22 protein-coding genes are annotated in these 24429 nt (G+C 71.5%); 9 read left to right on the forward strand and 13 right to left on the reverse strand.

Features of this window, described 5'->3' with window-relative positions:
• Positions 1 to 21: 21 nt before the first annotated feature.
• The 7 genes from RB614_RS25120 to RB614_RS25150 are packed head-to-tail and all read right to left on the reverse strand — an operon-like array spanning position 22 to position 8999.
• Positions 22 to 1680, reverse strand: coding sequence for an NAD(P)/FAD-dependent oxidoreductase (locus RB614_RS25120; RefSeq protein WP_308715081.1), 1659 nt, complete (start codon positions 1678 to 1680; stop codon positions 22 to 24).
• 18 nt (positions 1681 to 1698) lie between these two features.
• Positions 1699 to 2184: a GbsR/MarR family transcriptional regulator gene (locus RB614_RS25125; RefSeq protein WP_308715082.1), complete on the reverse strand. Its 486-nt coding sequence runs from the start codon at positions 2182 to 2184 to the stop codon at positions 1699 to 1701.
• 58 nt (positions 2185 to 2242) lie between these two features.
• Positions 2243 to 3874 carry an ABC transporter permease gene (locus RB614_RS25130; protein ID WP_308715083.1) on the reverse strand — a complete coding sequence of 544 codons (1632 nt, stop codon included), beginning with the start codon at positions 3872 to 3874 and terminating at the stop codon, positions 2243 to 2245.
• On the reverse strand, positions 3871 to 4794 hold the full coding sequence (locus RB614_RS25135) for an ABC transporter ATP-binding protein (protein ID WP_308715084.1): 924 nt from the start codon (positions 4792 to 4794) through the stop codon (positions 3871 to 3873). The genes RB614_RS25130 and RB614_RS25135 overlap by 4 nt, the downstream gene beginning before the upstream one ends.
• Positions 4795 to 4853: 59 nt before the next feature.
• A complete protein-coding gene (locus RB614_RS25140) occupies positions 4854 to 6329 on the reverse strand; it encodes an AAA family ATPase (protein ID WP_308715085.1) in 1476 nt (491 codons plus the stop codon).
• Between the two features lie 49 nt (positions 6330 to 6378).
• Positions 6379 to 7713: a M16 family metallopeptidase gene (locus tag RB614_RS25145; RefSeq protein ID WP_308715086.1), complete on the reverse strand. Its 1335-nt coding sequence runs from the start codon at positions 7711 to 7713 to the stop codon at positions 6379 to 6381.
• A complete protein-coding gene (locus RB614_RS25150) occupies positions 7710 to 8999 on the reverse strand; it encodes a M16 family metallopeptidase (protein WP_308715087.1) in 1290 nt (429 codons plus the stop codon). The genes RB614_RS25145 and RB614_RS25150 overlap by 4 nt, the downstream gene beginning before the upstream one ends.
• A gap of 86 nt (positions 9000 to 9085) precedes the next feature.
• Here RB614_RS25150 and RB614_RS25155 point away from each other — a divergent pair, with 86 nt between their 5' ends.
• Positions 9086 to 10612, forward strand: a complete 1527-nt coding sequence (locus tag RB614_RS25155; protein WP_308715088.1) for a metallophosphoesterase family protein — start codon at positions 9086 to 9088, stop codon at positions 10610 to 10612.
• 571 nt (positions 10613 to 11183) lie between these two features.
• Here RB614_RS25155 and RB614_RS25160 read toward each other — a convergent pair.
• On the reverse strand, positions 11184 to 12332 hold the full coding sequence (locus RB614_RS25160; RefSeq protein WP_308715089.1) for an alkaline phosphatase PhoX: 1149 nt from the start codon (positions 12330 to 12332) through the stop codon (positions 11184 to 11186).
• 296 nt (positions 12333 to 12628) lie between these two features.
• Between RB614_RS25160 and RB614_RS25165 the strand changes: the two genes are divergently transcribed.
• The gene (locus RB614_RS25165; protein WP_308715090.1) at positions 12629 to 13684 is read left to right on the forward strand and encodes a 3-deoxy-7-phosphoheptulonate synthase; all 1056 of its coding nucleotides are present in this window, start codon (positions 12629 to 12631) and stop codon (positions 13682 to 13684) included.
• Between the two features lie 55 nt (positions 13685 to 13739).
• Here the strand turns inward: RB614_RS25165 and RB614_RS25170 are convergent, their stop codons facing one another.
• A complete protein-coding gene (locus RB614_RS25170; protein WP_308715091.1) occupies positions 13740 to 14018 on the reverse strand; it encodes a GlsB/YeaQ/YmgE family stress response membrane protein in 279 nt (92 codons plus the stop codon).
• Positions 14019 to 14146: 128 nt separating this feature from the next.
• Between RB614_RS25170 and RB614_RS25175 the strand changes: the two genes are divergently transcribed.
• Entirely contained in the window at positions 14147 to 16537 is a 2391-nt protein-coding gene (locus tag RB614_RS25175) for a penicillin-binding protein (RefSeq protein ID WP_308715092.1), read from the forward strand.
• 705 nt (positions 16538 to 17242) lie between these two features.
• Here RB614_RS25175 and RB614_RS25180 read toward each other — a convergent pair.
• On the reverse strand, positions 17243 to 17491 hold the full coding sequence (locus tag RB614_RS25180; RefSeq protein WP_308715093.1) for a DUF6158 family protein: 249 nt from the start codon (positions 17489 to 17491) through the stop codon (positions 17243 to 17245).
• Between the two features lie 58 nt (positions 17492 to 17549).
• On the opposite strand from RB614_RS25180, the gene RB614_RS25185 reads away from it, so the two are divergent.
• Positions 17550 to 17969 carry a hypothetical protein gene (locus tag RB614_RS25185; RefSeq protein ID WP_308715094.1) on the forward strand — a complete coding sequence of 140 codons (420 nt, stop codon included), beginning with the start codon at positions 17550 to 17552 and terminating at the stop codon, positions 17967 to 17969.
• A 15-nt stretch (positions 17970 to 17984) separates the two neighbouring features.
• Positions 17985 to 18296 (forward strand): DUF3817 domain-containing protein, encoded by a 312-nt coding sequence (locus RB614_RS25190; protein WP_308715095.1) that lies wholly within the window; start codon positions 17985 to 17987, stop codon positions 18294 to 18296.
• Here RB614_RS25190 and RB614_RS25195 read toward each other — a convergent pair.
• Entirely contained in the window at positions 18286 to 18558 is a 273-nt protein-coding gene (locus RB614_RS25195; protein WP_308715096.1) for a DUF397 domain-containing protein, read from the reverse strand. The genes RB614_RS25190 and RB614_RS25195 overlap by 11 nt on opposite strands.
• Positions 18559 to 18732: 174 nt before the next feature.
• Positions 18733 to 18933 carry a DUF397 domain-containing protein gene (locus RB614_RS25200; RefSeq protein WP_308715097.1) on the reverse strand — a complete coding sequence of 67 codons (201 nt, stop codon included), beginning with the start codon at positions 18931 to 18933 and terminating at the stop codon, positions 18733 to 18735.
• Positions 18934 to 19273: 340 nt separating this feature from the next.
• Between RB614_RS25200 and RB614_RS25205 the strand changes: the two genes are divergently transcribed.
• Both RB614_RS25205 and RB614_RS25210 read left to right on the forward strand, forming a co-directional pair.
• The gene (locus tag RB614_RS25205) at positions 19274 to 20146 is read left to right on the forward strand and encodes a helix-turn-helix domain-containing protein (RefSeq protein WP_308715098.1); all 873 of its coding nucleotides are present in this window, start codon (positions 19274 to 19276) and stop codon (positions 20144 to 20146) included.
• 28 nt (positions 20147 to 20174) lie between these two features.
• A complete protein-coding gene (locus RB614_RS25210; RefSeq protein ID WP_308715099.1) occupies positions 20175 to 21026 on the forward strand; it encodes a helix-turn-helix domain-containing protein in 852 nt (283 codons plus the stop codon).
• 101 nt (positions 21027 to 21127) lie between these two features.
• Here the strand turns inward: RB614_RS25210 and RB614_RS25215 are convergent, their stop codons facing one another.
• Positions 21128 to 21673 carry a DUF6232 family protein gene (locus tag RB614_RS25215; RefSeq protein ID WP_308715100.1) on the reverse strand — a complete coding sequence of 182 codons (546 nt, stop codon included), beginning with the start codon at positions 21671 to 21673 and terminating at the stop codon, positions 21128 to 21130.
• 704 nt (positions 21674 to 22377) lie between these two features.
• Here RB614_RS25215 and RB614_RS25220 point away from each other — a divergent pair.
• On the forward strand, positions 22378 to 23334 hold the full coding sequence (locus RB614_RS25220) for a C40 family peptidase (RefSeq protein WP_308715101.1): 957 nt from the start codon (positions 22378 to 22380) through the stop codon (positions 23332 to 23334).
• A gap of 161 nt (positions 23335 to 23495) precedes the next feature.
• Complete coding sequence (locus RB614_RS25225) at positions 23496 to 24404, forward strand: DNA-3-methyladenine glycosylase family protein (RefSeq protein ID WP_308715102.1); 909 nt, start codon at positions 23496 to 23498, stop codon at positions 24402 to 24404.
• Positions 24405 to 24429: the final 25 nt, after the last annotated feature.

Below are 24429 nucleotides of genomic sequence, written 5' to 3' on the forward strand. Positions count from 1 at the left end.
CCGCCGCGCCAACTCGCTCGCTCATTGCGCCTCCAGGTACCTGTGCACGAGCGTGACCGCCATCGCTCCCTCGCCCACCGCGGACGCCACCCGCTTGACCGAGTTGGCCCGCACGTCGCCCGCGGCGAAGACGCCGGCGACGCTCGTCTCCAAGTGGTACGGGTCGCGGTCGAGCCGCCAGCCCTTGGGCCGCCGGCCGCCGACGACGAGGTCGGGACCGGTCACCACGAAGCCCTGCGCGTCTCGCTCCACCAGGCCGTCGAGCCAGCCGGTGTGCGGCTCGGCGCCGATGAAAACGAACAGCCATGAAGCGTCAACATCCCGCGTCTGACCGGTGTTCCGGTCGCGGAGTGTGAGCCCTTCGAGGTGCTCGGTGCCGTGGCCGGCGGCAACCTCGGTGCAGGTGTGCACCTGGATCCGCGGGATGCTCTCGATCTGCTCGATCAGGTAGGCGGACATCGACTGTGCCAGGCTCTCGCCGCGCACGACCAGGTGCACCCGGCCGGCGAAGCGGGAGAAGTAGACGGCGGCCTGCCCGGCGGAGTTGGCCCCGCCGACGATGTAGACGTCGGCGCCGGAGCAGGCCGGCGCCTCGGTGGCCGCGCTGCCGTAGAAGACGCCGCGCCCGGTGAGCTCGGCGAGCCCGGGAACGTCGAGCGTGCGGTAGGAGACGCCGGTGGCGAGGATCACCGTGTGCGCCACGATCTGCGGCCCGCTGGCGCAGGTGAGCACCCGGGCGGAGCCTTTGGCGTCGAGGCAGGTGACGTCTTGCGCGGTGAGCAGCTCGGCGCCGAAGCGCTGCGCCTGCCGGCGGGCCCGGTCGGTCAGCTGCGCGCCGGAGACGCCGTCCGGAAAGCCCAGGTAGTTTTCGATCCGGCTGCTCTGGCCCGCCTGCCCGCCGGTGGCCCGCCGCTCGACCAGGATCGTGCGCAGCCCCTCCGACGCGCCGTAGACGGCGGCGCCGAGCCCGCCCGGTCCGGCGCCGACCACCGCCAGGTCGTAGAACTCGGCCGCCGGGGTGGTGGTGAGGCCGACGTGCGCGGCCAGCTCGGCCTCCGACGGCCGCACCAGCGTCTTGCCATCCGGCGTGATGACAACGGGTACGTCGGACTCGCTCGCCCCGGAAGCGGTCAGCAGCCGCTGCCCTTCCGGCTCCTCGGTGAGGTACCACCGGTAGGGCACCATGTTGCGGGCCAGGAAGTCGCGGATCTCGAACGACTCGGCCGACCACCGGTGCCCGACCACGCGCGTCTCGACCTCGGGCGAGGCGGGTGTCGCCTGCCACGCCTCCAGCAGCGAGTCGAGCACGGGGTAGAGCTTTTCCTCCGGCGGGTGCCAGGGCTTGAGCAGATAGTGGTCGACGTCCACGAGGTTGATCGCGTCGATCGCGGCCTCCGTGTCCGCGTACGCGGTCAGCAGCACCCGCCGGGCGTGCGGGAAGAGGTCCATCGCGGACTCGAGAAACTGGATGCCGTTCATCTGGGGCATCCGGTAGTCGGCGAGCAGCACCGCCACCTGCTCACCGCGCAGCTTTATCTCCTTGAGCGCATCCAGCGCCTCGGCTCCTGAACTGGCCCGCACGACGCGGTAGTCCTGACCGTAGCGGCGCCGCACATCGCGCGCGACGGCCCGGGAGACAGCGGGGTCGTCGTCGACCGTCACGATCGCTGGGTTGGCCATTGCCCAATCAAAGCACGCTCAGCCGTCCCCGCGTTCCTCCCGAAGTTTCTCCCACCGCTCCAGCAGCTCGGACATCCCTTCCTGGATGAAGACGTAGAACTCCTCCATCTCGGCGAGCCGCGCGCCGGCCGGCGACGACGTGTCGCCGACGGCGACGACCCCTTCGTGGACGATGTCGGCGAACCGCTTGTACACCCCACTGCGGATCATGCCGGCGGTGAACCACGGATCGGGCGGCAGGCGGTAGTGGTCACTGCGCGAGCCCAGCACCGGCTCGCGCACCACGAACTGCAACTGGATGAGGTAGCGCACCGCCCCGGAGACGGCCGCCGGGCTGACCCCGAGGCGCTCGCCGAGCTGGCCGGCGGTCAGGCCCGGCTCGTCGGTCACCGTGAGCATGGCCAGCACCCGGGCGGGCATCCGGGGGAAGCCAAGGTCGCTCAGGGTCATCGCGAAGTGCTCAACGAAGCGGCGAACCGCGTCCTCGTCACGCGCTTTCGGCATGGTTCACCACTCTCCTAGTGCTTGTGTGGCGGCGCCCGGAAGGCGCCGCCACACTCCGTCACAGTGCGAGGTCCCGCCGCCGGAAGAGTGCCAGGCCGGCGGCCCCGAGCGCCACCGCGACCGCGCTGAGCGCGATCAGCGGGGCCGCCGTCGCGGTCGCCGCCGGCACCGCCGGTACGTGGGTGAAGGGTGAGATGTCCCGCGCCCACTGCGGCAGGCCGAGCAGCTCGCCGAGCTGGCCGACGATCAGGCAGATCGTGTACGCGGCCCAGGCCAGTCCGATGGTCAGCCGGGGCAGCAGCCCGAAGGCGACCACCGTGAAGCCGACCAGGACCAGCGCCGCCGGCAGCTGCATGAGTGCCGCGCCGGTGAGCTGGCCCACCCGGCCCGCCGCTTCGCCGCCGTCGAGCCCAGCCACGATGCCGGTGGCCAGGCCGGAGACGAGCAGGAGCAGGGCGGCCCCGGCGACGGACACCGCCAGGTGGCTGACCAGCCAGGTCAACCGGCCGGTGCCGGTGGCGAGGACGGCCTCTCCGGCACCGCCGGCCTCCTCGATGCGCGGGCGCATCAGCGCCTGTACGACGTAGGCGGCCGCCATCGCGCCGTAGAAGGTGATCATGGCGGCGAAGAACGCGTCCGTCAGGTCGGCGCTGCTGCCACCGGCCAGCTTGGTGATCGTCTCGGCGCCGCCCTCGTTTTCGCCGAGCGCGCCCGGGACGCTTGTGGCCAGCGATCCGACCGCCACGCCGAACGCCGCCATCGCCACACCCCAGCCGAGCAGCGTGCCGCGCTGGAGCCGCCAGGCCAGGCCGAGCGGGCTGAGCAGCGCCGGCGACGCCTGGGCCGGGCCGCGCCGGTCGGCGATCATTCCCATGCCGACGTCACGGCGGACGGTCAGCGCGAACGCCACCGCCACGCTCGCCGCGAAGCACGCGAGCGGGAGCAGCAGCACCCACCAGCGGTCACCGGCGTACGGCCGGATCTCGGTGACCCAGCCGATCGGCGAGAGCCAGGCGGGCCAGGCGCTGCGCATGACGTACCCGTTGGGCTGCACCTGGCCGAGGGCGTCACCGAAGCCGCGTACCAGAAAGGCGACGCCGACCACGGCGGCGGCGATGCCGTTCGCGGCGCGTGCGCTCTGGGTGATCTGGGCCGCGACGGCCGCGATGCCGGCGAAGGCGACGCCCGCGGCGGCGATGCCGGCGCCGGCGGCGAACGACCCGGCGGCCGGCAGGCCGTAGCCGAGCAGTGCGAGGCCGAACAGGCCACCGAGCACGACGTTGGCGCCGGCTGCGACGATCAGCGCCGCGGTCAGCTCCGCGTACCGCCCGACCACGGTCGCCCCGAGCATCTCGGCGCGGCCGGTCTCCTCGTTCTGCCGGGTGTGCCGCACGACGGCGAGGGTGCTCATGAGGCCGGTGACCACGGGGAGGTACCCGAGCATCTGGAACATCGCCATCGCGCCCTCGCTCGTGCCGGTCGGCACCGTGCGCATGACGAGCAGGGCGGGACTCTCGACCGCGGCGCGCAGGACCTCGATGCGGTCGGCCTCGGTCGGGAAGCGGTCCCGGAGCGAGGCGATCACGGTCGGGACGAACAGCAACGTGCCGATGATCCAGAGTGGCAGCTGGATCCGGTCGCGCCGGATCGCGAGGCGGACGAGCCGGGCGGTGCCGACGAAGGCGCTCATCGCACTCCCGCCCCCGCCTTCACGCCGTTCTCCCGGAGCTCGTCGCCGTAGTGGCGCATGAAGAGCTCCTCCAGCGAGGGCGGCGCGCTCGTGAGCGCCCGCACCTCGAAGCGGGTCAGGTAGCGCAGCGCCTGGTCCAGCTGGTGACTGTCCACATCGAACTTCGCGTGCGTCCCGTCGACGGCGGCGTCGTGCACGCCGGCCTGCTCGTCCAGGCCGCTGATCGGGTGGGTGGTCTCGACCGAGATCGAGGTACGGGTGAGGTGGCGCAACTGGGCCAGCGTGCCCGACTCCACCGTCCTGCCCTGCCGGATGATGCTCACCCGGTCGCAGAGCGCCTCCACCTCGGAGAAGATGTGGCTGGAGAGCAGGACCGTACGCCCCTCCTGCTTCACCTCGCGGACGCACTCCTGGAAGACCGCCTCCATCAGCGGGTCGAGGCCCGAGGTCGGCTCGTCCAAGACGTAAAGCTCCACATCGGACGCGAACGCGGCGACGACGGCCACCTTCTGCCGGTTCCCCTTGGAGTACGTGCGGGCCTTCTTGCTCGGGTCGAGCTGGAAGCGCTCGACCAGCTCGGCCCGGCGGCGCTTGTCCAGCCCGCCACGCAGGGCGCCGAAGAGGTCGATCGCCTCCCCACCGGTCAGGTTCGGCCAGAGGTTCACGTCGCCGGGCACGTACGCGAGGCGCCGGTGCAGCCGCACCGCGTCCCGCCACGGGTGGCCGCCGAGGAGGCTCACGTCGCCGGCGTCGGCACGGAGCAGGCCGAGCAGCACCCGGATGGTCGTGGACTTGCCGGCGCCGTTCGGCCCCAGAAAGCCATGCACCTCACCGGTGTCGACGGACAGGTCGAGCCCGTCCAGCGCGCGGGTCCGGCCGAAGGTCTTCACCAGGCCGGAGACCGAGATCGCAGATGTCATATCAGCGACGCTACGCTCGTTTCACGAATTTGTGAAACCTCAGAAGCGTATGAACGACGTCAAGAAACGTGACCCCGCCCACCGTAGAGTTGATCGAGGTTGATCAGTCGCACGCCGGTGCCCGGCGCCGCGTCGAAGCCGGCCCCGCTGTAGCAGGCGAGCACCGTGTCCCGCGTGTCGTAGCCGCGACCGGCCAGCAGGTCACGGGCCCGGGCCAGCCGGTCCACCTGCCGCGCGCCCATGACGTCTCCCCACTTGGCCTCGCCGAGCGAGAGCACCCGCCGCGGCTCGCCGGGCACCGCCGGCGCGAAGACCGCCACGTCGACCTGGATCTGCGCCCGCCGGGCCGGATCGGCGACCACGCCGGAGCCGACCACGCCCGGCAGCCCGCCGTACGTCTCCGGCGGGGCCGCCATCGCGTACTCCCGGCAGAGCTGCTCGAAGTGCGGCCCGAGCACCTGGGCGGCGAACCGGGTCCGGGCGTCCTGCCACACCGACTCGGCCCGGCCGCTCTCCAGCAGTCCCCAGTACGGGCGCATGACCACCTGGTAGAAGGTCACCAGCGGCTCGGCGACCCGGTAGGTCATCCGGCCGGAGCGGAAGACGTCCGGCTCCCGGCGCAGCAGGCCGGCGTCCTCCAGCACGTTGAGGTGGTGGCCGATGTCGGTGGCCTTGCGGCCGATGTACCCGGCGATCCCGCCGCGCGTGCTGTTTCCGTTGGCGACCGCGGCCAGCACGGAGTGGTAGAGGGCCGCGTCGCGCACGCCGCCCTCCTCGTCGAGCAGGTAGCGCGCCTCGCGGAAGAGCGGGGTCGCCGGGTTGAGGACCGTACGCAGCACCCACTCGTCGAAGTCGGCCAGGTCGGCCGGGGCGTCCTCGCCGACGAACCGCCGGTACGCCGGGGTGCCGCCGACCACCGCGTGGGTCTGCGCGGCCAGCCGAGGGTCGGACATGCCCCAGAACTCGGCGGCGAGGCGGTGGTCGAACGGCCGCACCACGAGCTCCAGGCTGGCCCGCCCGCGCAGCGGGGCCGTGCCGCCGAGCAGCCCGCCCATCACCGACATCGCCGAGCCGCAGAGCAGGACGGCGATGTCACGCTCGGCCGAGACCGCCTGGTCGATCTCGCGCTGGAGGATCGACGGAAGGGCCGGCGTCGCGGCGCTCAGGTACGGAAACTCGTCGATCACCACCGGCCCCGGGCGGGGCGTGCCGGCGGCGAAGAGGTGCCGGATCGCCTCGTCCCAGCCGTCGAAGCGGGGTACGACGGCGGCGCCGGTCCAGGTCGCCAGCGCCTCCCCGAAGAGCCGCAGCGACTCGCTCTCGGTCGCCAGCGTGGCCCCGAAGTACAGCCCGCCGGTCTCCCGCGCGAGGGCCTCCAGCAGGTACGTCTTCCCCTGCCGCCGACGGCCGGAGACCACGCCCAGCCGGGCACCCGTACGGGCCGCGAAGGTGGCCAGCTGGCGCCACTCGCGGTCCCGGTCGAAGATCCGTGCCGGCTTTTCGATCAACCCGTCCTCCAAAAGCAAGCAGTACACTTCTTAGAAGTATACTTCTCGTTCTTGCGAACGGGCCTGAAAGCCCAGGTCAGAGCTGGGCGTCGACCACCTCGCCCAGGCCGGAGGCGACCAGCTCGTCGCGGATCACGGCGGCGTCGCCCTCGACCACCAGCGTGAGGCCGTGCGGGTTGAGGTGCTTGGCGGCCGCCTCGGAGACCGTCGCCTCGTCGGCGGCGAGCAGGGCCGCGCGCAGGTTGGCGTGGTAGTCGTCCGGCAGGTTGTGCACCACCAGCGTGGCCAGGGCGCCGGCGATCGCGCCCGGCGTCTGCAGGTCGACCGAGAGCTGCCCGGCCCGCCAGGACCGGGCCACCGCCAGCTCCGGTTCGGTGACGCCCTCGACCGCCGTACGGGAGACCTCGCCCACGGTGTCGACCAGCGCCGGCACGGTCACCGCCGTCTGCACGCCCGAGCTGACCAGCAGCCGCCCGAAGCGCTTGGACTGGCCGAACTCGGCGCGGATGCCGTACGTGTACCCGCGCACCTCGCGGATCAGGTGGTTGAGCCGGGACGTGAACGCCCCGCCGAGCACCGTGGCGGCCAGCGTCATCAGCACGTAGTCCGGGTGTGCCCGGTGCGGTGCGGCATGCCCCAGCCGCAGCGTCGACTGCACCGAGCCGGGCCGGTCGACCAGCACGACCCGCCGGTCGGTACGCGGTTCGATCGGCAGCGGCCCGCCCGCCCCCGCGACCGGTTCGCCCGCACCGGCGAAGGCGGCCGCGCCGAGCGCGCCCAGGTCGACGCTCGTCAGGTCGCCGGCGACCAGCAGCGTGCCGGGCTGGCCGAGCCAGGTGCGGTGGTACTCGACCACGTCGTCGACGCCCACCCCGGCGACCGAGTCGGGGTCGCCGTGCAGCGGGCGCCCGTGCCGCCGGTCCCGGCCGAAGATGTCGGCCCGGAGCGCGGCCTCCGCGCGCGGCCCGGGGTCGGCCCAGTCCATCCGCAGGGCGGCGGCCTCGTCGTCGCGGACCCGGGCCACGTCGGCCGGGTCCAGGCGCGGGGTGCGGGCCGCCTCGGCGAGCAGCGCCACCGCCGCCGGCAGCCGGTCGACCGGTGCCTGCACGCCGATCCGGAACGAGTCCCAGTCGACGTTGGTGAACAGCTCCGCGCCCAGGCTCTCCAGCGCGAGCGCGTAGGCCGCGGAGTCGCGCTTGGCCGTACCCTCCTCCAGGGCCTTGGCCAGGACGGCGGCGATCCCCTCCCGGCCGGCCGGCTCGCGGCCGGCGCCGGCGTCCAGCAGCAGGATCGCGACGGCCAGGGCCTGGCCGGGCAGGTGGGCGGCGACCACGCCGTCGCGGCGGACGACCTCGGGAAAGCGGTACGGGCGGGCCGCGCCCGGCCCAGGACGCTCGGTGACGAGGCTCATGCGGGCTTCTCCTCCGTGAGGTAGGAAAGGGTGACCCGGCGCGACGGGTGCAGCTCGGCGGCGACCTCGGCCACGGCGTCGAGCGTGACCGCCTGCCAGGCCGGCAGCCGCTCCCCCGCGCGGGCCGGATCGCCGAACTGGGTGGCGTACCGGCTCAGCACGTCCGCCCGACCCGCCACTGTGGACACCTGCCGCCACCACGCGGTGGCCAGCAGCGCCTTGGCCCGGTCGAGCTCCTCCTGGCCGACCCCGCCGGCCAGCCCGTCGACCACCTCGGCCAGCCCGGCCTCCAGGTCGGCGGCGGCCACGCCGTCGCGGGCGGTCGCGGTCACGATGAGCGGCGCCGGCGCGTGCGCGAGGTCGACGCCGTACGCGGAGACGTAGTCCGGCTGGGCCAGCCGCGCCCCGTCGGCGAGCCGCTGGTACAGCCGGCTGCCCCGGCCGGTGCCGAGGATCGTGGCGAGCACGGTGACCGCGTCGTACCCCGGTGAGCCGAACGCGTGGGTGCGGTGCGCCAGGTAGATCCGCGGGGCGGGCACGTCGCCGACGACGTCCTCGCGCACCGGGCCGGTGGGCGGCGCGGGGCGGGTGCCGTCCGGCGCGGGCGGGATGTCGGGGCGGGACGGGAGGCCGCCGAAGTACTTCTCCGCGAGCGCGAACACGTCGGCCGGCACCACGTCGCCGACCACGGAGAGCACCGCGTTGTTCGGCGCGTAGTACGTGGTGTGGAACGCGGCGAACGTGGGCAGGTCGGCCGCGTTGAGGTCGGCCATCGAGCCGATCGTGGCGTGGTGGTACGGGTGGCCGGGCGGGTAGAGCAGCGGCAGCAGGCGCAGCCAGGCATCCCCGTACGGCACGTTGTCGTACCGCTGGCGCCGCTCGTTCTTGACCACCTCGCGCTGGTTGTCGAGCGTCTGCTGGGTCAGCGCCGGCACCAGCCCGCCCATCCGGTCGGCCTCGAGCCACAGCGCCAGCTCCAGATGCTCGGCCGGCACGGTCTCGAAGTAGTTGGTGCGGTCCGGGTTGGTGGTCGCGTTGAGCGAGCCGCCGGCGCCCTGGACCAGCCGCATGTGCTCGGTCTTGGCCACGTGCTCCGAGCCCTCGAACATCAGGTGCTCGAAGAGGTGGGCGAACCCGGTCTGGCCGTCCGGCTCGTGCCGCGACCCCACGTCGTACCAGATATTGACGGCCACGACGGGCGCGGTGCGGTCTTCGCTGACCACGACCCGCAGGCCGTTGTCGAGGCGGGCGGTTTCGATGGGCCACGGGTAGCCGGTCGGCGACATGCGCTCGACGGTAGCGGATCTGTTGCGGAACGCACGTGTGGATCCCGGCACCTCGCGCCCCGGGAGCCGGGACGGATACTACGGGCATGCTGTGTGAGCCGTACCTGCTCGATCCGACAGCCGACGGCATCCACGTCGTCTGGCACACCGAGGGGCCCGGCTCCCAGCACGCGGTGCTCGCCGGTCCGGCGGTGGCGACCATGACCGGCGACGAGGCGCGCGCCGCCGCCACCGGCCCGGCCGGCGCGGGCCAGGGATGGCGCCGCTTCAGCGCCGACACCGTCGAGCTGTCCCGCACCCGGGAGGACCAGGAGTCGGCGGTACCCGGCCGGGAGTACCCGGTCGTCACCCGCCGCGCGGTGCACCGGCACCTGGCCACCGTCACCGGGCTGCCCGGCGGGCGCACGCCGTACCGGGTGGTCTCCGGCGGCACCGTCACCGCCGCGTACACGCTCGCCCCGGCGCCGCCCCCGGACCGCCCGGTGCGGCTGCTGCTCACCAGCGACCACCAGCTCAAGCCGATGGTGCCGGCCAACCTGGCGAAGGTGGCCGAGACGGCGGGAGTGGCGTTCGACGGCGTGCTGATGGCGGGCGACATGGTCAACGCGCCGGACCGGGCCAGCGAGTGGTTCGACAGCAGCGCCGAGCCGCCGTTCTTCCGCACGTTCGAGCGGATCCTGGCGCACTCGCCGATCTACCCGGCGATCGGCAACCACGAGGTGATGGGGCGCTGGTCGGAGAGCGCGACGCTGGACGCGCAGTTCAACGACCCGCAGCCGGGCGCGTGGGACATCACCACGTACCGGGAGATGTTCCCGTACCCGCGCAGCGACTCCGGCGACCAGCGCTGGTGGTCCCGCTCGATCGGCGACGTGCACGTGATCTGCCTCTTCGCCACCCAGGTGTGGCGCTCGCCGCGGCTGGAGGGGCGGGGCAAGTTCCAGGAGGCGCTCGAAGACGTCGACAACCCCGACCGCTGGGGGTACGGGCAGTTCATCTTCGAGCCGATCAAGCGCGGCTCGCCCCAGTTCGCGTTCCTGGCGGCCGAGCTCGCTTCGCCGGCCGCGCGGTCGGCCCGCTACCGGGTGGTGATGTTTCACCACCCGAGCCACGGGCTGGGCAACCACTCGGTGCCGCCGTACACCGATCCGGTCCAGGTCGTCGGCCCGAAGTCGATCCGGTACGAGTACCCGCTCGCCGGCGACTACATCCTGCGCGACGTGGAGCCACTGCTCTCCGCGGCCGGCGTCCACCTTGTCCTCAATGGACACTCGCACGTCTGGAACCGCTTCCGGAACGCGGCCGGCGTGCACTGGCTGGAGACGTCCAATGTGGGCAACAGCTACGGCGCGTACGACGTGACGTCGGGCATGACCCGCTGGTACCCGCCGGACTACGTGCTCCAGGGCGACCCGGGCGGGCTCCAGCCGATCGTGCCGACGGTGGCCCCGTTCGTGCGCCCGGACGGGGTGCCGCTGCCCTTCGTCGCCAGCAACGAGGTGACCGTCTTCACCCTGCTCGACTCGGCGGCGGGCGTGGTGCGCTCGTACCGCCACGACACCCGCCACCCGACGTCCCCAGCCGTGCTCTTCGACGAGTTCCCACTCGCCTGAGGCCCCTTGCGGATTCTTGGGTCGCTTCCCCCGCTCGCCGGACTCCCCGGCCTCCGCTTCGCCGTCCGCACCCGCACGCCCATGTGTAGTCATCGGCTACCTATCGAGCTGCCCCGTCTGCGCGCCCGCCGGCGGTGCCCCTCCAGGCCGTCCGCGTAATTGGCTCGGGCCCGGCGTCAATCCCCACCCAAGCGATCGGCTATAGAGCGACATCGACGTACGGCTGCTATCGGATGCCGGCGTTGCCCGCTGGCGAATGTGGATCTAGAACGTTTAGGGCGCGATATCAGCCCTAGATGTTCTAGATCTACTTCGATCCGGTCGTACGCGGCGGAGTTGACGAACAGCGCACCGCCAATTGTGCAATATCACTTGGACCATTCCGGGTCGGGTTGCCGTTTTCCGGATCCGGCGCCCGCGACAGGCGGAGCGGGTCGGGCTGGTCCCGCGGGGCCGGCAGCGGAGGATCGGGGGTCGGCGAGAGTCAGCGACGCCGAGCCCCGACCGGAGCGCTGCCCGCGGGAGCATACGGTCCGCCGGTGAAGCGGACCGGGGCAAATCTATCTATGAATCACGATCTGAACGGGCCGCGCACCTCGTAGGTGATGCCGCCGGAGGAGGAGCCGGAGGTGCCGCGCTGCGAGGAGAAGTAGAGCCTCGTGCCGTCCGGCGAGAAGGCCGGCCCGGTGATCTCCGAGCCGGACTGCCCGGAGAGGCGGATGAACGGTGCCACCACCCCGGCCGGCGTGATGATGTTGATCTCCATGTTGCCGCCGTCCTCGGCGACGAAGAGGTCGCCCGAGCCCGAACCGGTGATGTTGTCCACCCCGGTCAGCGGGGCCGTGCCGGTCACCAGCGAGTCGTCGTACGCGAGGTCGATCCGCTGGTTGACCGCGTCGTACGCCCACACCCGGTTGTCGCCCTTGGTGGTAAACCAGCAGACGCCGTCGGCGTAGTAGCAGCCCTCACCGCCGTTGAACCGCTTGGCGCCGGAGACCTGGCTCCGGGTGCGGGTGGGGCTGCCGTCCGGGTCGGGCACCGGCGCCCAGCTCACCGGCCCGCTGGTGGCCGAGCCGGCGACCAGCACCTCGAGCGTGCCGGCCGAGAGGTTGCCCCAGGTGGTGGGGCGGAAGCGGTAGAAGCAGCCGTTCGTCTCGTCCTCGGTGAGGTAGATCACCCGCCGGTCCGGGTCGGCGGCGGCCGCCTCGTGGGTGAAGCGCCCCATCGCCGGCCGGCGCACCGCCGCGGTCCCGCCCAGCGGGTACGTCTCGTACACGTACCCGAGGTCGGCCTCCTCGCAGGAGAGCCAGGTCCCCCACGGGGTGGCGCCGCCGGCGCAGTTGCGGTTGGTGTTGGCCAGGATCCGGTACGCCGAGGCGATGCTGCCGTCCGCGTTGAACCGCAGGGCCGAGGCCCCGCCGGTGGCGGAGATCTCGGAGTTGGAGACGTACACCCAGCCGGCGCCGGTCACGAAGCAGGCGCCGCCGTCCGGGGCGTCGTGCCAGGTGTACCCGGCCACCGCCTGCCGGGAGCGGGCGACGATCCGGCTGGTGAAGCCGGCCGGCAGCTGTACGCCGTTGGCGTCGGCGGCGCGCAGCCCGCCGTACGGGCTCGGGCCGGGCTGGGCGGGGGCGGCGAAGGCGGCCGACCAGAGGCTTCCGGAGAAGGCGGCGGTCCCCGCGCCGATCACGGTGGCGCGTAGCACAGTGCGACGATCCATGCCGGAAACGTATTTATCGATCGGTGTCGAAGGGCACGCCCGCGAGGTGAACGTCGGTGGAAGCTCCGTTGAGGTTCCGGCAATGCGATATGATCCCGGCGTGACCCGATGGTATGTGTGCTTTAGTTGGCCGGCCCTGGCGCCGGCGGCTGAGGCATGAGCACATGACCTAGGTCACCACCGCCAGAGCCGGCCAGGGCAGGAGAGCGCTCCTGCCCTTTCGCGTGTAACGACGACGCAGAGCCGGCTTCGGCCCCGGGACGCCGGCCCCGGGGTGGCTGGCGAAAGGAACCTCCGTGACTCTCCCGAGTGTGCAGCGGGTCAGCGACCAGCGGATCGACAAGGTCGTCCCGCTGATGACCCCCGCGCTGCTCCACCACGAGCTGCCCCTGGACGACGATCTCTCGGCCGCGGTGGTCGATGGTCGGCGTGCCGTCGCCCGCGTGCTGGACCGGGAGGACGACCGCCTGATGGTCGTCGTCGGCCCGTGTTCGGTGCACGACCCCGTGGCCGCCCTCGAGTACGCGGACCGGCTCGCCGAGACGGCCGCCCGGCTCGCCGACGACCTGCTGATCGTGATGCGGGTCTACTTCGAGAAGCCTCGCTCGACCGTGGGCTGGAAGGGGCTCATCAACGACCCCGGCCTGGACGGCTCGGGCGACGTCAACACCGGCCTGCGTACCGCCCGCTCGCTGTTGCTCCAGGTGCTCGCCAAGGGGCTGCCGGTGGGCTGCGAGTTCCTCGACCCGATCACCCCGCAGTACATCGCCGACACCGTCTCCTGGGGCGCGATCGGCGCCCGCACGGTGGAGAGCCAGGTGCACCGCCAGCTCGCCTCGGGCCTGTCCATGCCGATCGGCATGAAGAACCGGCCGGACGGCGCCATCGCCACGGCCGTCGACGCGATCCGGGCCGCGGCGGTGCCGCACGTGTTTCCCGGCATCGACTTCTCCGGCACCCCGGCGATCCTGCACACTCGCGGCAACAGCGACTGCCACCTCGTGCTGCGCGGCGGGCGGGGCCTGCCGAACTACGGCGCCGAGGACGTGGCCGGCGCGCTCGACCTGCTGCGCGCGGCCGGGCTGCCGGAGCGGCTGATCGTCGACGCCAGCCATGACAACAGCGGCAAGGACCACACCCGCCAGCCGGTGGTGGCGCAGGACGTCTCCGCCCAGCTCGCCGCCGGCCAGCGCGGCATCGTCGGGGTCATGCTCGAGTCGTTCCTGGTACCGGGGCGGCAGGACCTCGACCCGACCCGCGCCCTCGCGTACGGCCAGTCGATCACCGACGCCTGCATGGGCTGGGACACGACGGTCGAGGTACTGGAAGGGCTCGCCACGGCCCACCGCTGACTTCCGCGATCAAAGCTCCCCCCAAGCTGTTCCAGCAACGTGCGGGGAGCTTTGTTCACGCGGTTCTGCGGCGCTCGCTGGAGCCCATGAAGCGGGCGGCGAGCCAGACGAAGAGCACGGCGAGCGCGATCTGGATGGCGTGCCGGATCCAGTCGATGCCCCTGGTGTCGCCGACGCCGAGCCAGTCGGCGATCACACCGCCGAGCAGCGCCGCCGCGATGCCGACGCCGATCGTCAGCCACACCGAGATGTTCTGCCTGCCGGGCAGCAGCAGCCGGCCCAGCATGCCCACGATGGCGCCACCGATGATGGCCCAGAGAATCGTTCCAATCATGGGGGGAGCGTATGACCGAGATACTCCGAAGGAGGTGAATTGCCAGGATCGCCGTACGCACTCGTGAAAGTGCTGTGAAGATTCCTCCCGCCAGCAACCCATACCTCATCTTTGTACGTCTTGCAGAAGTGACCGAACCCCTGCTGAGCTTCTCCGCCGGGCGTGCCCCCGACGGGCGCCGCCGCCACGCCCTGGTCAACCTCGGGACGCTGGTGCTGTGCGGCCTCCTCGCCGGCCTCGTCGTCGCGGCCGCGATGTTTCCGGCGATCGCCGCCTCCGGCCTGGCCGCCAAGGCCGGCGCCGAGTCGTTCGAGGCGCTGCCGAGCGAGCTCACCACCACCAGGGCGCCGCAGGCCACCGAGGTGTACGCCGCCGACGGCAAGACGCTGATCTCCCGCTTCTGGGACGAAAACCGGCACGACGTCACGTTCGCGCAGATCGCCGAGCCGATGCGCGAGGCGATCATCGCGGCCGAGGACCACAACTTCTACGTGCACAAGGGCGTGGACGCCAAGGGCATCGCCCGGGCCGCGCTCAACAACAGCTCCGGCGGCGCGCAGCAGGGGGCTTCCACGCTCACGATGCAGTTCGTGCGGATGTCGGTCACGTACACCGCGCCCACCCACGCCGACGCGGTGAAGGCCGGCGAGGACACCACCGCCCGCAAGATCCGGGAGGCGCGGCTGGCGCTGCAGGCGGAGAAGAAGTTCTCCAAGGGCGAGATCCTGACCCGCTACCTCAACCTCGCCCCGTTCGGCCACAGCACGTACGGCGTCTACGCGGCCAGCCAGTTCTACTTCGGCAAGCAGCCGAAGGACCTCACCATCGCCGACGCCGCCCTCATGGCCAGCCTGGTGCGGTCGCCGACGTACTACGACCCGCTCGACCCCGACGGCAAGGAGCGCGCGCTGGGCCGGCGCGACTGGGTGATCGGCCAGATGGTGGAGATCAAGGCGATCACCGCCGCCGAGGGCGAGGCCGCCAAGAAGCAGAAGCTCACGGTCCGGGGCAAGCGCCCGCCGAACGGCTGCACCGCCACCAAGCCCAACGACTGGGGCTTCTTCTGTGACTACTTCCGGCGGTGGTGGCTGGAGCAGGAGGCGTTCGGCCCCACGGCGTACGACCGGGAGCGGCGGCTGAACGGCGGCGGCTACCGCGTCGTGACCACGCTCGACCCGAAGGCGCAGAAGTCCGCCCGGGACAACGTGGAGCAGCGGCTCAAGACCGGTGACAAGCACGCGCTGATGGTCGCCGCGGTCGAGCCGGGCAGCGGCCGGGTGCGGGCGCTCGCCACCAACCGGGTCTTCAAGCTCGACAGCTCCGCCAACAAGCCCTCCTCCAACCCCGGCAAGTCCGGGCAGCGGGGCACGTACCCGAACACCACCAACCCGCTGCTGACCGGGGGTAGCGGCTACCAGGCCGGCTCGACGTTCAAGATGTTTACGCTCGTGGCGGCGCTGGAGAAGGGATACCCGCTGGACTACTCCATCAACGCCCCGCAGCGGTACCCGTCGAAGTACCACGGCGCCTCCGGCGACGCGGCCTGCCCCGGCACCGACCAGTGGTGCCCGGGCAACAGCAGCGCCAGCCTCGCCGGTATGCACAACGCCTGGACCGGTTTCGGCAAGTCGGTCAACACCTACTTCGTACCGCTGGAGGAGCTGGCCGGCGCGGCGAACGCGGTGAACGTGGCGAAGCGGCTCGGCATCCGCTTCCTCTCCCAGCAGGACCTCGACATGGCGAACAACCGGGCGGCCGCTGACGGCTGGGGCTCGTTCACGCTCGGCGTCTCCGGCACGACACCGCTGGACCTCGCCAACGCGTACGCCACCCTCGCCGCGGACGGCAAGCACTGCGAGCCGATCCCGGTACAGCAGATCAAGGACATCGACGGCAAGCAGCTGGACGTCGCCAACCCCCGCTGCGACCAGGCGGTCGACCGCGAGGTGGCACGGGCCGCCGTCGACGCCGCGCGCTGCCCGGTCGGTGACCAGTCCGCGTTCGGCGAGTGCCACGGCTCCACCTCGGCGGCCGCGAAGGCGGCCATCGGGCAGCCGATCGCCGGCAAGACCGGTACCACCGACAGCAAGCGCACCGCGTCGCTGGTCGTCACCACCCGGTCGATGGCGGTCGCCGGCATCCTGGCCGACCCGGACTGGCCGGAGACCACGGCGAACATGAGCCACGACATCGTCAACCCCGCCGTGTACGAGACGCTCGCCGACATCGTGCGGGGCAAGCAGCCGCAGGACTTCCCGCGGCCGAGTGAAAAACTGGCGTACGGCGAGCAGCGCTCGATCCCGGACGTCACCTGCCAGCCGGTCGACGCGGCGAAGTCCACATTGGAGAATCAGGGGTTCCGGGTGGAGACAAACCCCGAGCCGGTCGCGTCGGCGTGCCCGGCCGGCTCGGTCGCCCGCACCGAACCCGCCGGCCGCACCATCGACGGCGGCCTGGTGGTGATCCGGACCAGCACCGGGGTCGCCGGCACCCCGACCGCGCCGCCTCCCGCGCGGTAGGGCTCGCTCGGGCGGAGCGGGATGCGCGGTCGGACCGTTCCGGAGGCGCGGTGGGACGCTCCCAGCGGGGCCGGCGGGACCCGCCGGAGCGCCCGGAAGCCGGTGCCAAAAAGCGCCGCCCGGTGGAATGGCCACCGGGCGGCGCTAGGCGTCGGTGTGCAGGTCGCCTCTCGGCGAGTGGCACGACGCGGCTCCGGCCGAACGGTATTCCGCGAAGGCAATTAGGTGAGGCCCGGGGACACTGGACACACCGACAGTCATCTCAACGGCCCACCCCCACATGGTGTTCCGGGGCCTGAAGTGGCCCGCGCCACACAGGGCACAGCTAGTAGCTTGCGCGCCGGCACGCCGACAGCTGACTGGTGATCCACATCGGTCGCGGAATCAGATCGTGGTACCTGAGTGCCCCCAGAGGGGCACTGAAATACCACGATCACCGTCTTCAGACATGATTTGCCCCGGTCCGCTTCAGCTGTGGGCCGTTTGCGCGGGTCCCCGGGGAAACGTGGAGCGCAGCGGAGCGTTTTCTCGGGGTGCTTTCCCACGGGCGCCGCTGCGGCCGGCGGTCGCCGGGATCCCCGGCCTCCGCTGCCGGCCTCGCGGGGCAAGCCCAACCCAAGGGAGCACAGACGGGGCAGCTCCAGAGCTTCCCGCACACACACATCCGTCCGCCCCGGCGGCGGCGCAGTGGTGACGTGTCGTCTTTCAGTCGCGCAGGCGACCGGGGTCGACCTCGCGCCCGGGGTACCGGGTGAGGTACTCGGTCTCCAGCTCGGCCGTGCGCCGCAGGTGGTTGGCGAGCGCGGCGTCGGAGCCGTGCCGCAGCGTGTCCAGGCGGGTCCGGTGCAGGCTGGACATCTCCCGGATCAGGTCGTCGTCGGTGAGTTCGGCCGGGTCCACCCCGGTGTCGAGGTCCGCCGCCGAGGCGTCCGCGTACTGCGCTGGTCCACTCATACTCCCCACCGTTGCCCGGAGCGGAGCCGGCCAAACCCTCGCCGGTACTCTCGGGCGTATGAGGCGGCTGTGGACACCAGGGTGGATCGCCCGCCACGTGCTCGCGGTCGGGCTCGTGGGCGGCTTCCTCGCCCTCGGCTGGTGGCAGATCAGCCGAGCCGCCGGTGGCAATACGCTCAGCTGGGCGTATGCGTTCGAGTGGCCGGTGTTCGCCGCGTTCGTGGTGTTCATCTGGGTGCGCGAGGTGCGCCTCACCGTCCGCGACAAGACCCTCCGCGACTCACCCGCCGCGCCGGTCTCACCGGCCCCGGCGGGCGCACCCGCCACGGCGGCCACCGCCTTCCGCCGCCCCGTGCGCACCGCGCGGCGACCCATCGGGTACGAGGACGGCGGCGACCCGGAGCTCGCGGCGTACAACCACTACCTGGCCTGGCTCAACGAGCACCCGGACGCCCGGCCCGCCGACTATCCCGGGTGACTGGAGGAGTTGACCGTGGGGGGAGCCCTGCTGCGCTACCGCGCCATCGCGTACGTCGTGGGCGTGGTGCTGATCCTGCTCGTCGTGGTCGGCATGCCACTGAAGTACATCTGGGACGAGCCGGCGGTCGTAGAGACGGTGGGCCCCGCGCACGGCTTCCTCTACATGATCTACCTGGTGGCCGTCTTCGACCTGGCCCGCCGCACCCGCTGGGGGCTGCGCCGCATGCTGCTGGTCATGCTCGCGGGCACGATCCCGTTCCTCTCCTTCTACGCCGAGCGGGTGGTGACCCGCTGGGCGCGCGAGCCGGTCGCCGTCAGCGCCTGAGCTCGCCCTCCCGCACCGCCGCGCAGAACGCTCTCCATGCTGTCGCGGTGACCTCGATGAACGGCCCGTCCGGCGACGCGGAGTCGCGGATCGCGACGTGAGCCTTGTCCAAGGCCACCTCGACACAGTTCTGCGATTCGCACTGCCCGCTCTTACGCCAGTTCGTCGGTCCATCCGCCACGGCAACCTGCCCCTCCGCGGGCTGGTACGCGCCGGCCATGACGGCACCGCCCCGCACTCGCGCTGCTATCAAATGTTTCATGCCGAGGCATCCACAGAAAGGAGGGCGTACATGAATGAATGACCTCCCCGCCGCTACCAATGTGCCACAGGCTGTCACGAAACCCGTGAACAACAAAAAAGGGCATCCGTCGTGGATGCCCTCGCGAGGTGCCGAGGAGAGCTCCCCGGGCGGAGAGACCCGGGGAACCGGACCCTATTGAAGGTCGAACTGACCTGCGCGAACGCCGCTGATGAACGCTGCCCACGCCGGGTGGGCGAAAGCCAACTGGGCGTCCGGGACCGAGCTGTTGCGAATAGCAACCGCGTCGGCGCGCTCGGCTACTTCGACGCAGTTGTGCGTCTCGCAGCGAGCGCTCTTCCGCCACGCGTCGGCGACGGAATGTGTCTGGGCCATCCGGTGCTCCTCTTAAGCAGCCGCAAACGTCGCGGCAGAGCGCCGTGACGCCACACTGTAGCGCATGAAGAGCGGACTCATGTGCCCAAACCGCCGCACTTACGGCCGAATCCGCATCGCCAACCGAACATCAACCGGGCCCCTTTGACGGATGCCCGGGCGCCCCGCGGCGCGATGCTGGAAAAGCTAGCAGGGCAGGTGTAGCCTTCACAAGACTAGCTAAATGGCAGGTCGCGTCTAGCCAGGTGGCATTCTGCACAGATCATTCTCTGCACGGACGGGTCGACTGCACGGTGACACATCGTGGGCGCGGGATGCGCGCAGCCAGGGAAGGTCGCCGATGACGACGGTGCATGGGCCTACGGTCGGCCGGCGCCGGCTGCGGTCCGCACTGCGTCGGGCGCGTGACGCCGCCGGGCTCACCCAGGAGCAGGTGGCCGCGGCGATGGACTGGTCGCTCTCCAAGCTGATCCGGATCGAGGCCGGCTCGGTCTCCATCTCGACCAACGACGTCAAGGCGCTGCTCGGGCACTACCGGCTGACCGACCAGCAGCAGATCGAGGAGATGGTCGAGCTGGCCCGGGTCTCCCGGCGCCGCACCTGGTGGTCGCAGTACAAGGACACCCTCCCGAGCGCGTACGCGGCGTACATCGGGCTCGAGGCGGAGGCGTCCAGGCTTTCCTTCTTCCAGCCCTCCGGCGTTCCCGGGCTCCTGCAGACCGAGTCCTACGCGCGGGCCGCCGTCACCGCGGCCTCCACGACCGTGGGCGACACGATGGACGCGGAGCAGATCGAGGAGCGGCACGCGATCCGGATGCGGCGGCAAAAGGAGGTGTTCGACCGCCCGGGCCGGCCGGACATCGACGTCGTGCTCGACGAGGCCGCGCTGCACCGGCAGACCGGCGGCCCAGAGGTGCTGCGGGAGCAGCTGCTCCACCTGGCGGACGTGAGCCGGATGCCCCGGGTGACGATCCACGTGCTCCCGTTCACCGTCGGCGACTACGCGCCGCAAGGCCCGTTCGTGATACTCCGGTTCCCCGACGAAGACGACAGCGACGTCGTCTACCTGGAAGGTGTGCTGGCGCAGGACGTGCTCGACCGCCCCACGGACGTGGCGGCCTACCGACAGACCTTCGAGCGAATGCGCGAGATGTCACTCGACCCTCACGAGTCCCTCGCAAAGATCACCAAGGTTGCCGGCCAGCTCGGCTGAGCGACGCAAACAACGCAGGAGTGGCGGCATGACTGCGACATATGGGCCCACCGTTGGTCGGCGACGGTTGCGGTCCGCATTGCGCGCGGCGCGTGAGGCAGCGGGCTTCACGCAGGACCAGGTCGCCCAGGAGATGGACTGGTCCCTCTCGAAGATCATCCGGATCGAGTCCGGAGCGGTGGGCGTCTCGCCTATCGACGCGCGTGCCCTCCTCCGGCTGTACGGGGTGGCCGACAAGCCCCGGGTCGACGAGCTCGTCGGCTTGGCCCGCTCGTCCCGGGCGCGCCGCTGGTGGTCGTCGTACGCGGGTGCCCTTCCCGCGCCGTACACGGCGTACATCGGGCTGGAGGCGGAGACCTCGTCGGTGCTCTGCTACACGCCCACCAAGCTGCCCGCGCTCTTCCAGACCGAGGCGTACGCGGCGAAGGCGGTGCGCCGCGGCCAGTCCGGCACCGACGAGCAGAGCCAGGTGGCGGTCCGGCTCGCCCGCCAGCGCGAGGTGCTGGGCAAGGAGGACCCGCCGCACATCACCGCCGTGATCGACGAGGCGGTCGTACGCCGCATCGCCAGCGACCCGCGGACCAAGCGGGAGCAGCTGGAGCGGCTGGTCGCGCTCTGCGGCGAGCCCAACATCACGATCCAGGTGCTCCCATTCGCCGCCGGCGTCGACGGCTTTCCCAACCCGTTCGCGATCCTGGAGTTTCCCGACCCGACCGACGACGCCGTGATGTACCTGGAGAACGGCCTCGGCGACGACGTGGTCGACCAGCCCGACCTGGTCGGGCCGTACCGGCACGAGTTCGACCGGCTGCGCGAGATGGCGCTCAGCCCGGCCGAGACCCAGGACATGATCAAACGGATCGTGGGCGAACTCGACTGAGCCCGCCCACGATCGGTGTGGCCCCCCGGCCCCACCTGCGCCCCTCGTCCGTTGTCTCCGCTTTGCCGCGCGGCGGCCCGAACTGGGGACGAAGTATTCGGTTACTGGGTCATGCGGTAGATGTTCATCGAGACCAGGGGCTCGGCCAGCCCGCCGAGCTTGTAGGCCTCGCGTGCGCGAAGCAGCGCCCGGGTGACCTGGCCGTACTGCCGCTCCTCGTCGCTGCTGAAGAGCAGCACCGTCATCCCCCGGAACTCGCCCCAGAGCTCGTAGGCCCGGGGGCGCAGGCGGTGGCCGATCGTCGCCACTAGGAACGGGACGAACGCCACCGCCGTGAGCGCCAGGTAGGTCTGGGCACTCAGGTGGTTGAGCTCGGTGGTCATGCCGAGCGTGATCCCGATGGCGGCCAGCACGATCGCGGTCACCGTCACCGACCGAACGGTGAGCTGATGCGCCGGGCCCCGGGCCGTGTGCAGGTGGTGCAGCTCGCCGACCGGAAACCGCCGACCGCCGACGATGAACCAGTCGCGGGTCACGACGATGCCGGGCTGCTGGTAGAGCGGTGCGGGTGGTTTCGTGGTTGTTACGTCTACCGGCGTTACGGACTGTGCTGCTGGTGACCGCGCGGGGTAGCGAGTAGTCTGCACGTCATGCCTCCTACGGCTCGTGAGGCGGGCTGGTGTGGTGGGTTTTGAGATCGGCACCTGGTGGCAGCCAGGTGCCGATCGTCTTTCTCGCTCCGGTGCCGCTTCAGCAAACCCTCAAGGGCCTAGTGCCATTGTGCGAGATGCCATCTAGTCGAGGGAAGGGGCGCAATCAGCCACCTGGCAGATTGGCAGGGGTCGCCTAGCCGCATCGCGGGGCTTTCGGGGCCGCACGCCCCATTTGTCCGCGCCGTCGCCCACGTAACGCGTAGACCGACAAATCGCCCGTCCCCCGTACGGCCCACCGGCCCACATGAACGACCTAACCACTTAGAGTGACTCAGACATTCGCCCCATTGGCGGGTGTCAGTCACAAGTCACCCAGCGGCCACTTTCGTCCGACCGGCTCCGCCGCTAGGTTGGAGCCGCTGGTCTGGTCGTCAGTCACTCCCCCCGGGTGACGCCGGTCCGGTGCCACCACATCGCTCGACGGTCACACTCCGTCAGCGAATCGGGGACCCACCCTGTGCACTGGGGTGAATCCGCGGCCGCCTGAGCGGCGGTCCGGTAGGGCGATCTTCCCGCCCGGATCCGTCAGCTGACGTCGCTTCGCGACGAGCCGCCGCCAGCGCAGGCTCCTGAGCTTGACGGTTCGCTCGCAAGCTCGCTCACCCGGTCGGTGGCGTTGGGGAAGAAGGGTTCACCGTTTGTCTTCCGCGCGGAAGCTGCTCCGCGCGCTCGTGCTGGTCGGCCTCGGCATCGGGCTGACCGTACCGGCCGCGGCCGCACAGGCCGAGCCGTCGCCGAGCGAGCTGACGGAGCAGATCAACAAGGCGTCGACCGAGCTCGAGAAGGTCGTCGAGTCGTACAACAAGCTCAACGAGCAGCTCAAGCAGACCAAGACCGCCTCCGCCGCGCTCGCCGCCAAGATGGGGCCGCTGGAGGCCCAGCTCGCCAAGGCGGACGCCGAGGTGGGCACGATGGCGGCGGTGGCATACCGGACCGGCCAGGTGGGCACCGCGAGCGCGCTGCTCGACGGCAGCGGATCGCTGGCCGACCGGCTGGGCGTCCTCGACCAGCTCGCGCGGGACCGCAAGCGGCAGCTTGAGGGGTTCACCGCGACCGAGCGCCAGTACACCGAGGAGAAGGCGAAGCTCGAGGCCACCCAGGCCAAGCAGACCGCGCAGCTCAAGGAGCTGGCGGCCGGCAAGAAGAAGATCGAGGCCGAGCTCGACAAGCTGTACGAGATGCGGGAGAAGGCGTACGGCTCGGCCACCTCGTCCAGCGGCGGGTACACCGGGTCGATCCCCTCGATCTCCGGTAAGGCGGGCGTAGCGGTGCGGTTCGCGTACAACGCGATCGGCACGCCCTACGTCTGGGCCGCCGAGGGCCCCGACGGGTACGACTGCTCCGGCCTCACGCTCGCCGCGTGGCGGGCGGCCGGAAAGACGCTGCCACACAACGCCGCCATGCAGTGGGACGTGGTCGCGCACATCGGCCGCGGCTCGCTCCAGGCCGGCGACCTCGTCTTCTACAGCGGCCTCGGGCACGTCGCCATTTACGTCGGCGGGGGCAAGGTGATCCACGCGCCGACGTTCGGCGAGTCGGTCAAGCTCGCCTCGGTCGACATGATGAGCCCGTACGGCTACGGCCGGGTCCGCTGAAGCCACCCCAGGAAAAATCTTCGAATACGCCGATCGAGGGCGGGCAGCCGGCGAGTCCCTGACGACTCACGGCCGCTAGCCCTCGATCGGCGTCAAATCCCCTGATCGACGGGGTGGTGGGCCGGCGGGAAGTGTCGTACCGCGGGTCCACCGTCTAACGCATGAGCGAAGTCATCCTGGCGGCCCGCGAGCCGTTCTCGTTCGATCTGTCCCTGCGCGCTCTCGCCGGGTTCGCGCCCTGCGCCGGCGGCCACGTGATCAGCGGCGGCCGGGTGCGCAAGGCGTTCCTGCTCGGCGCCGAGGCGGTGGTCGCCGACATCGGTCCCGCCGCCGACCGGCCGGGGGTCGCGCTCACCCTCCACGCCGACCGCCATCTCTTGCCCACCGAGCGGGCGGCGGTGCACCGGGCCGTCGCGCAGTGGCTCGGCCTCGACGACGACCTCTCCGCCTTCCTCGACGTCGCCGGCCGCGACCCGGCCATGGCCACGCTGCTGCGCGCCGCGCACGGGCTGCACCAGGTCCGCTTCTCCTCGCTCGCCGAGGGCGCGGTCTACTTCGCGCTGGTCCAGCGGAGCACCCAGTGGTACGCGGCGGCCCGCAAGCGCCGGCTCGCCGCCGAGTTCGGGCCCTCCCTGACGGTCGACGGCGTGGAGCACGTCGCCTTCCCCTCGCTCGCCATGGTCGCCGCCCGGGACGAGGCCGAGCTGGTCCGCTTCGCGGGCAACCGGCTGCGCGCCCGCCGGCTGCGCGAGGTGGTCGAGGGCGTGGCCGGGCTCGACGAGCAGTGGCTGCGCACCGGGGCGTACGAGGAGGTGCGCAAGGCGCTGCTCGGCCTGCCAGGCGTCGGCCCGTTCACCGCGCACGCCCTGCTGCTGCGCGTGCTCGGCCGCCCCGACGGGGCCCCGCTGGGCATGCCCCAGTTCGAAGACGCCGCCCGCGCGGTGTACGGCGACCCTCCGCCCAGTCCGGCCGAGCTGCGGGAGGCGTATGGGTCGTCGATCGGCTGGTGGGCCTACTACGTGCGCACCGCCCGGAGCTGGCAGCCGGAGGCGGTGCCGGTGGCCGCGTAGACAGGCGAGCGGCCGGTGTCCGATC

The organism is Phytohabitans maris, assembly GCF_031085175.1.
In the GTDB taxonomy this organism is placed as follows: Bacteria; Actinomycetota; Actinomycetes; order Mycobacteriales; family Micromonosporaceae; genus Phytohabitans; species Phytohabitans maris.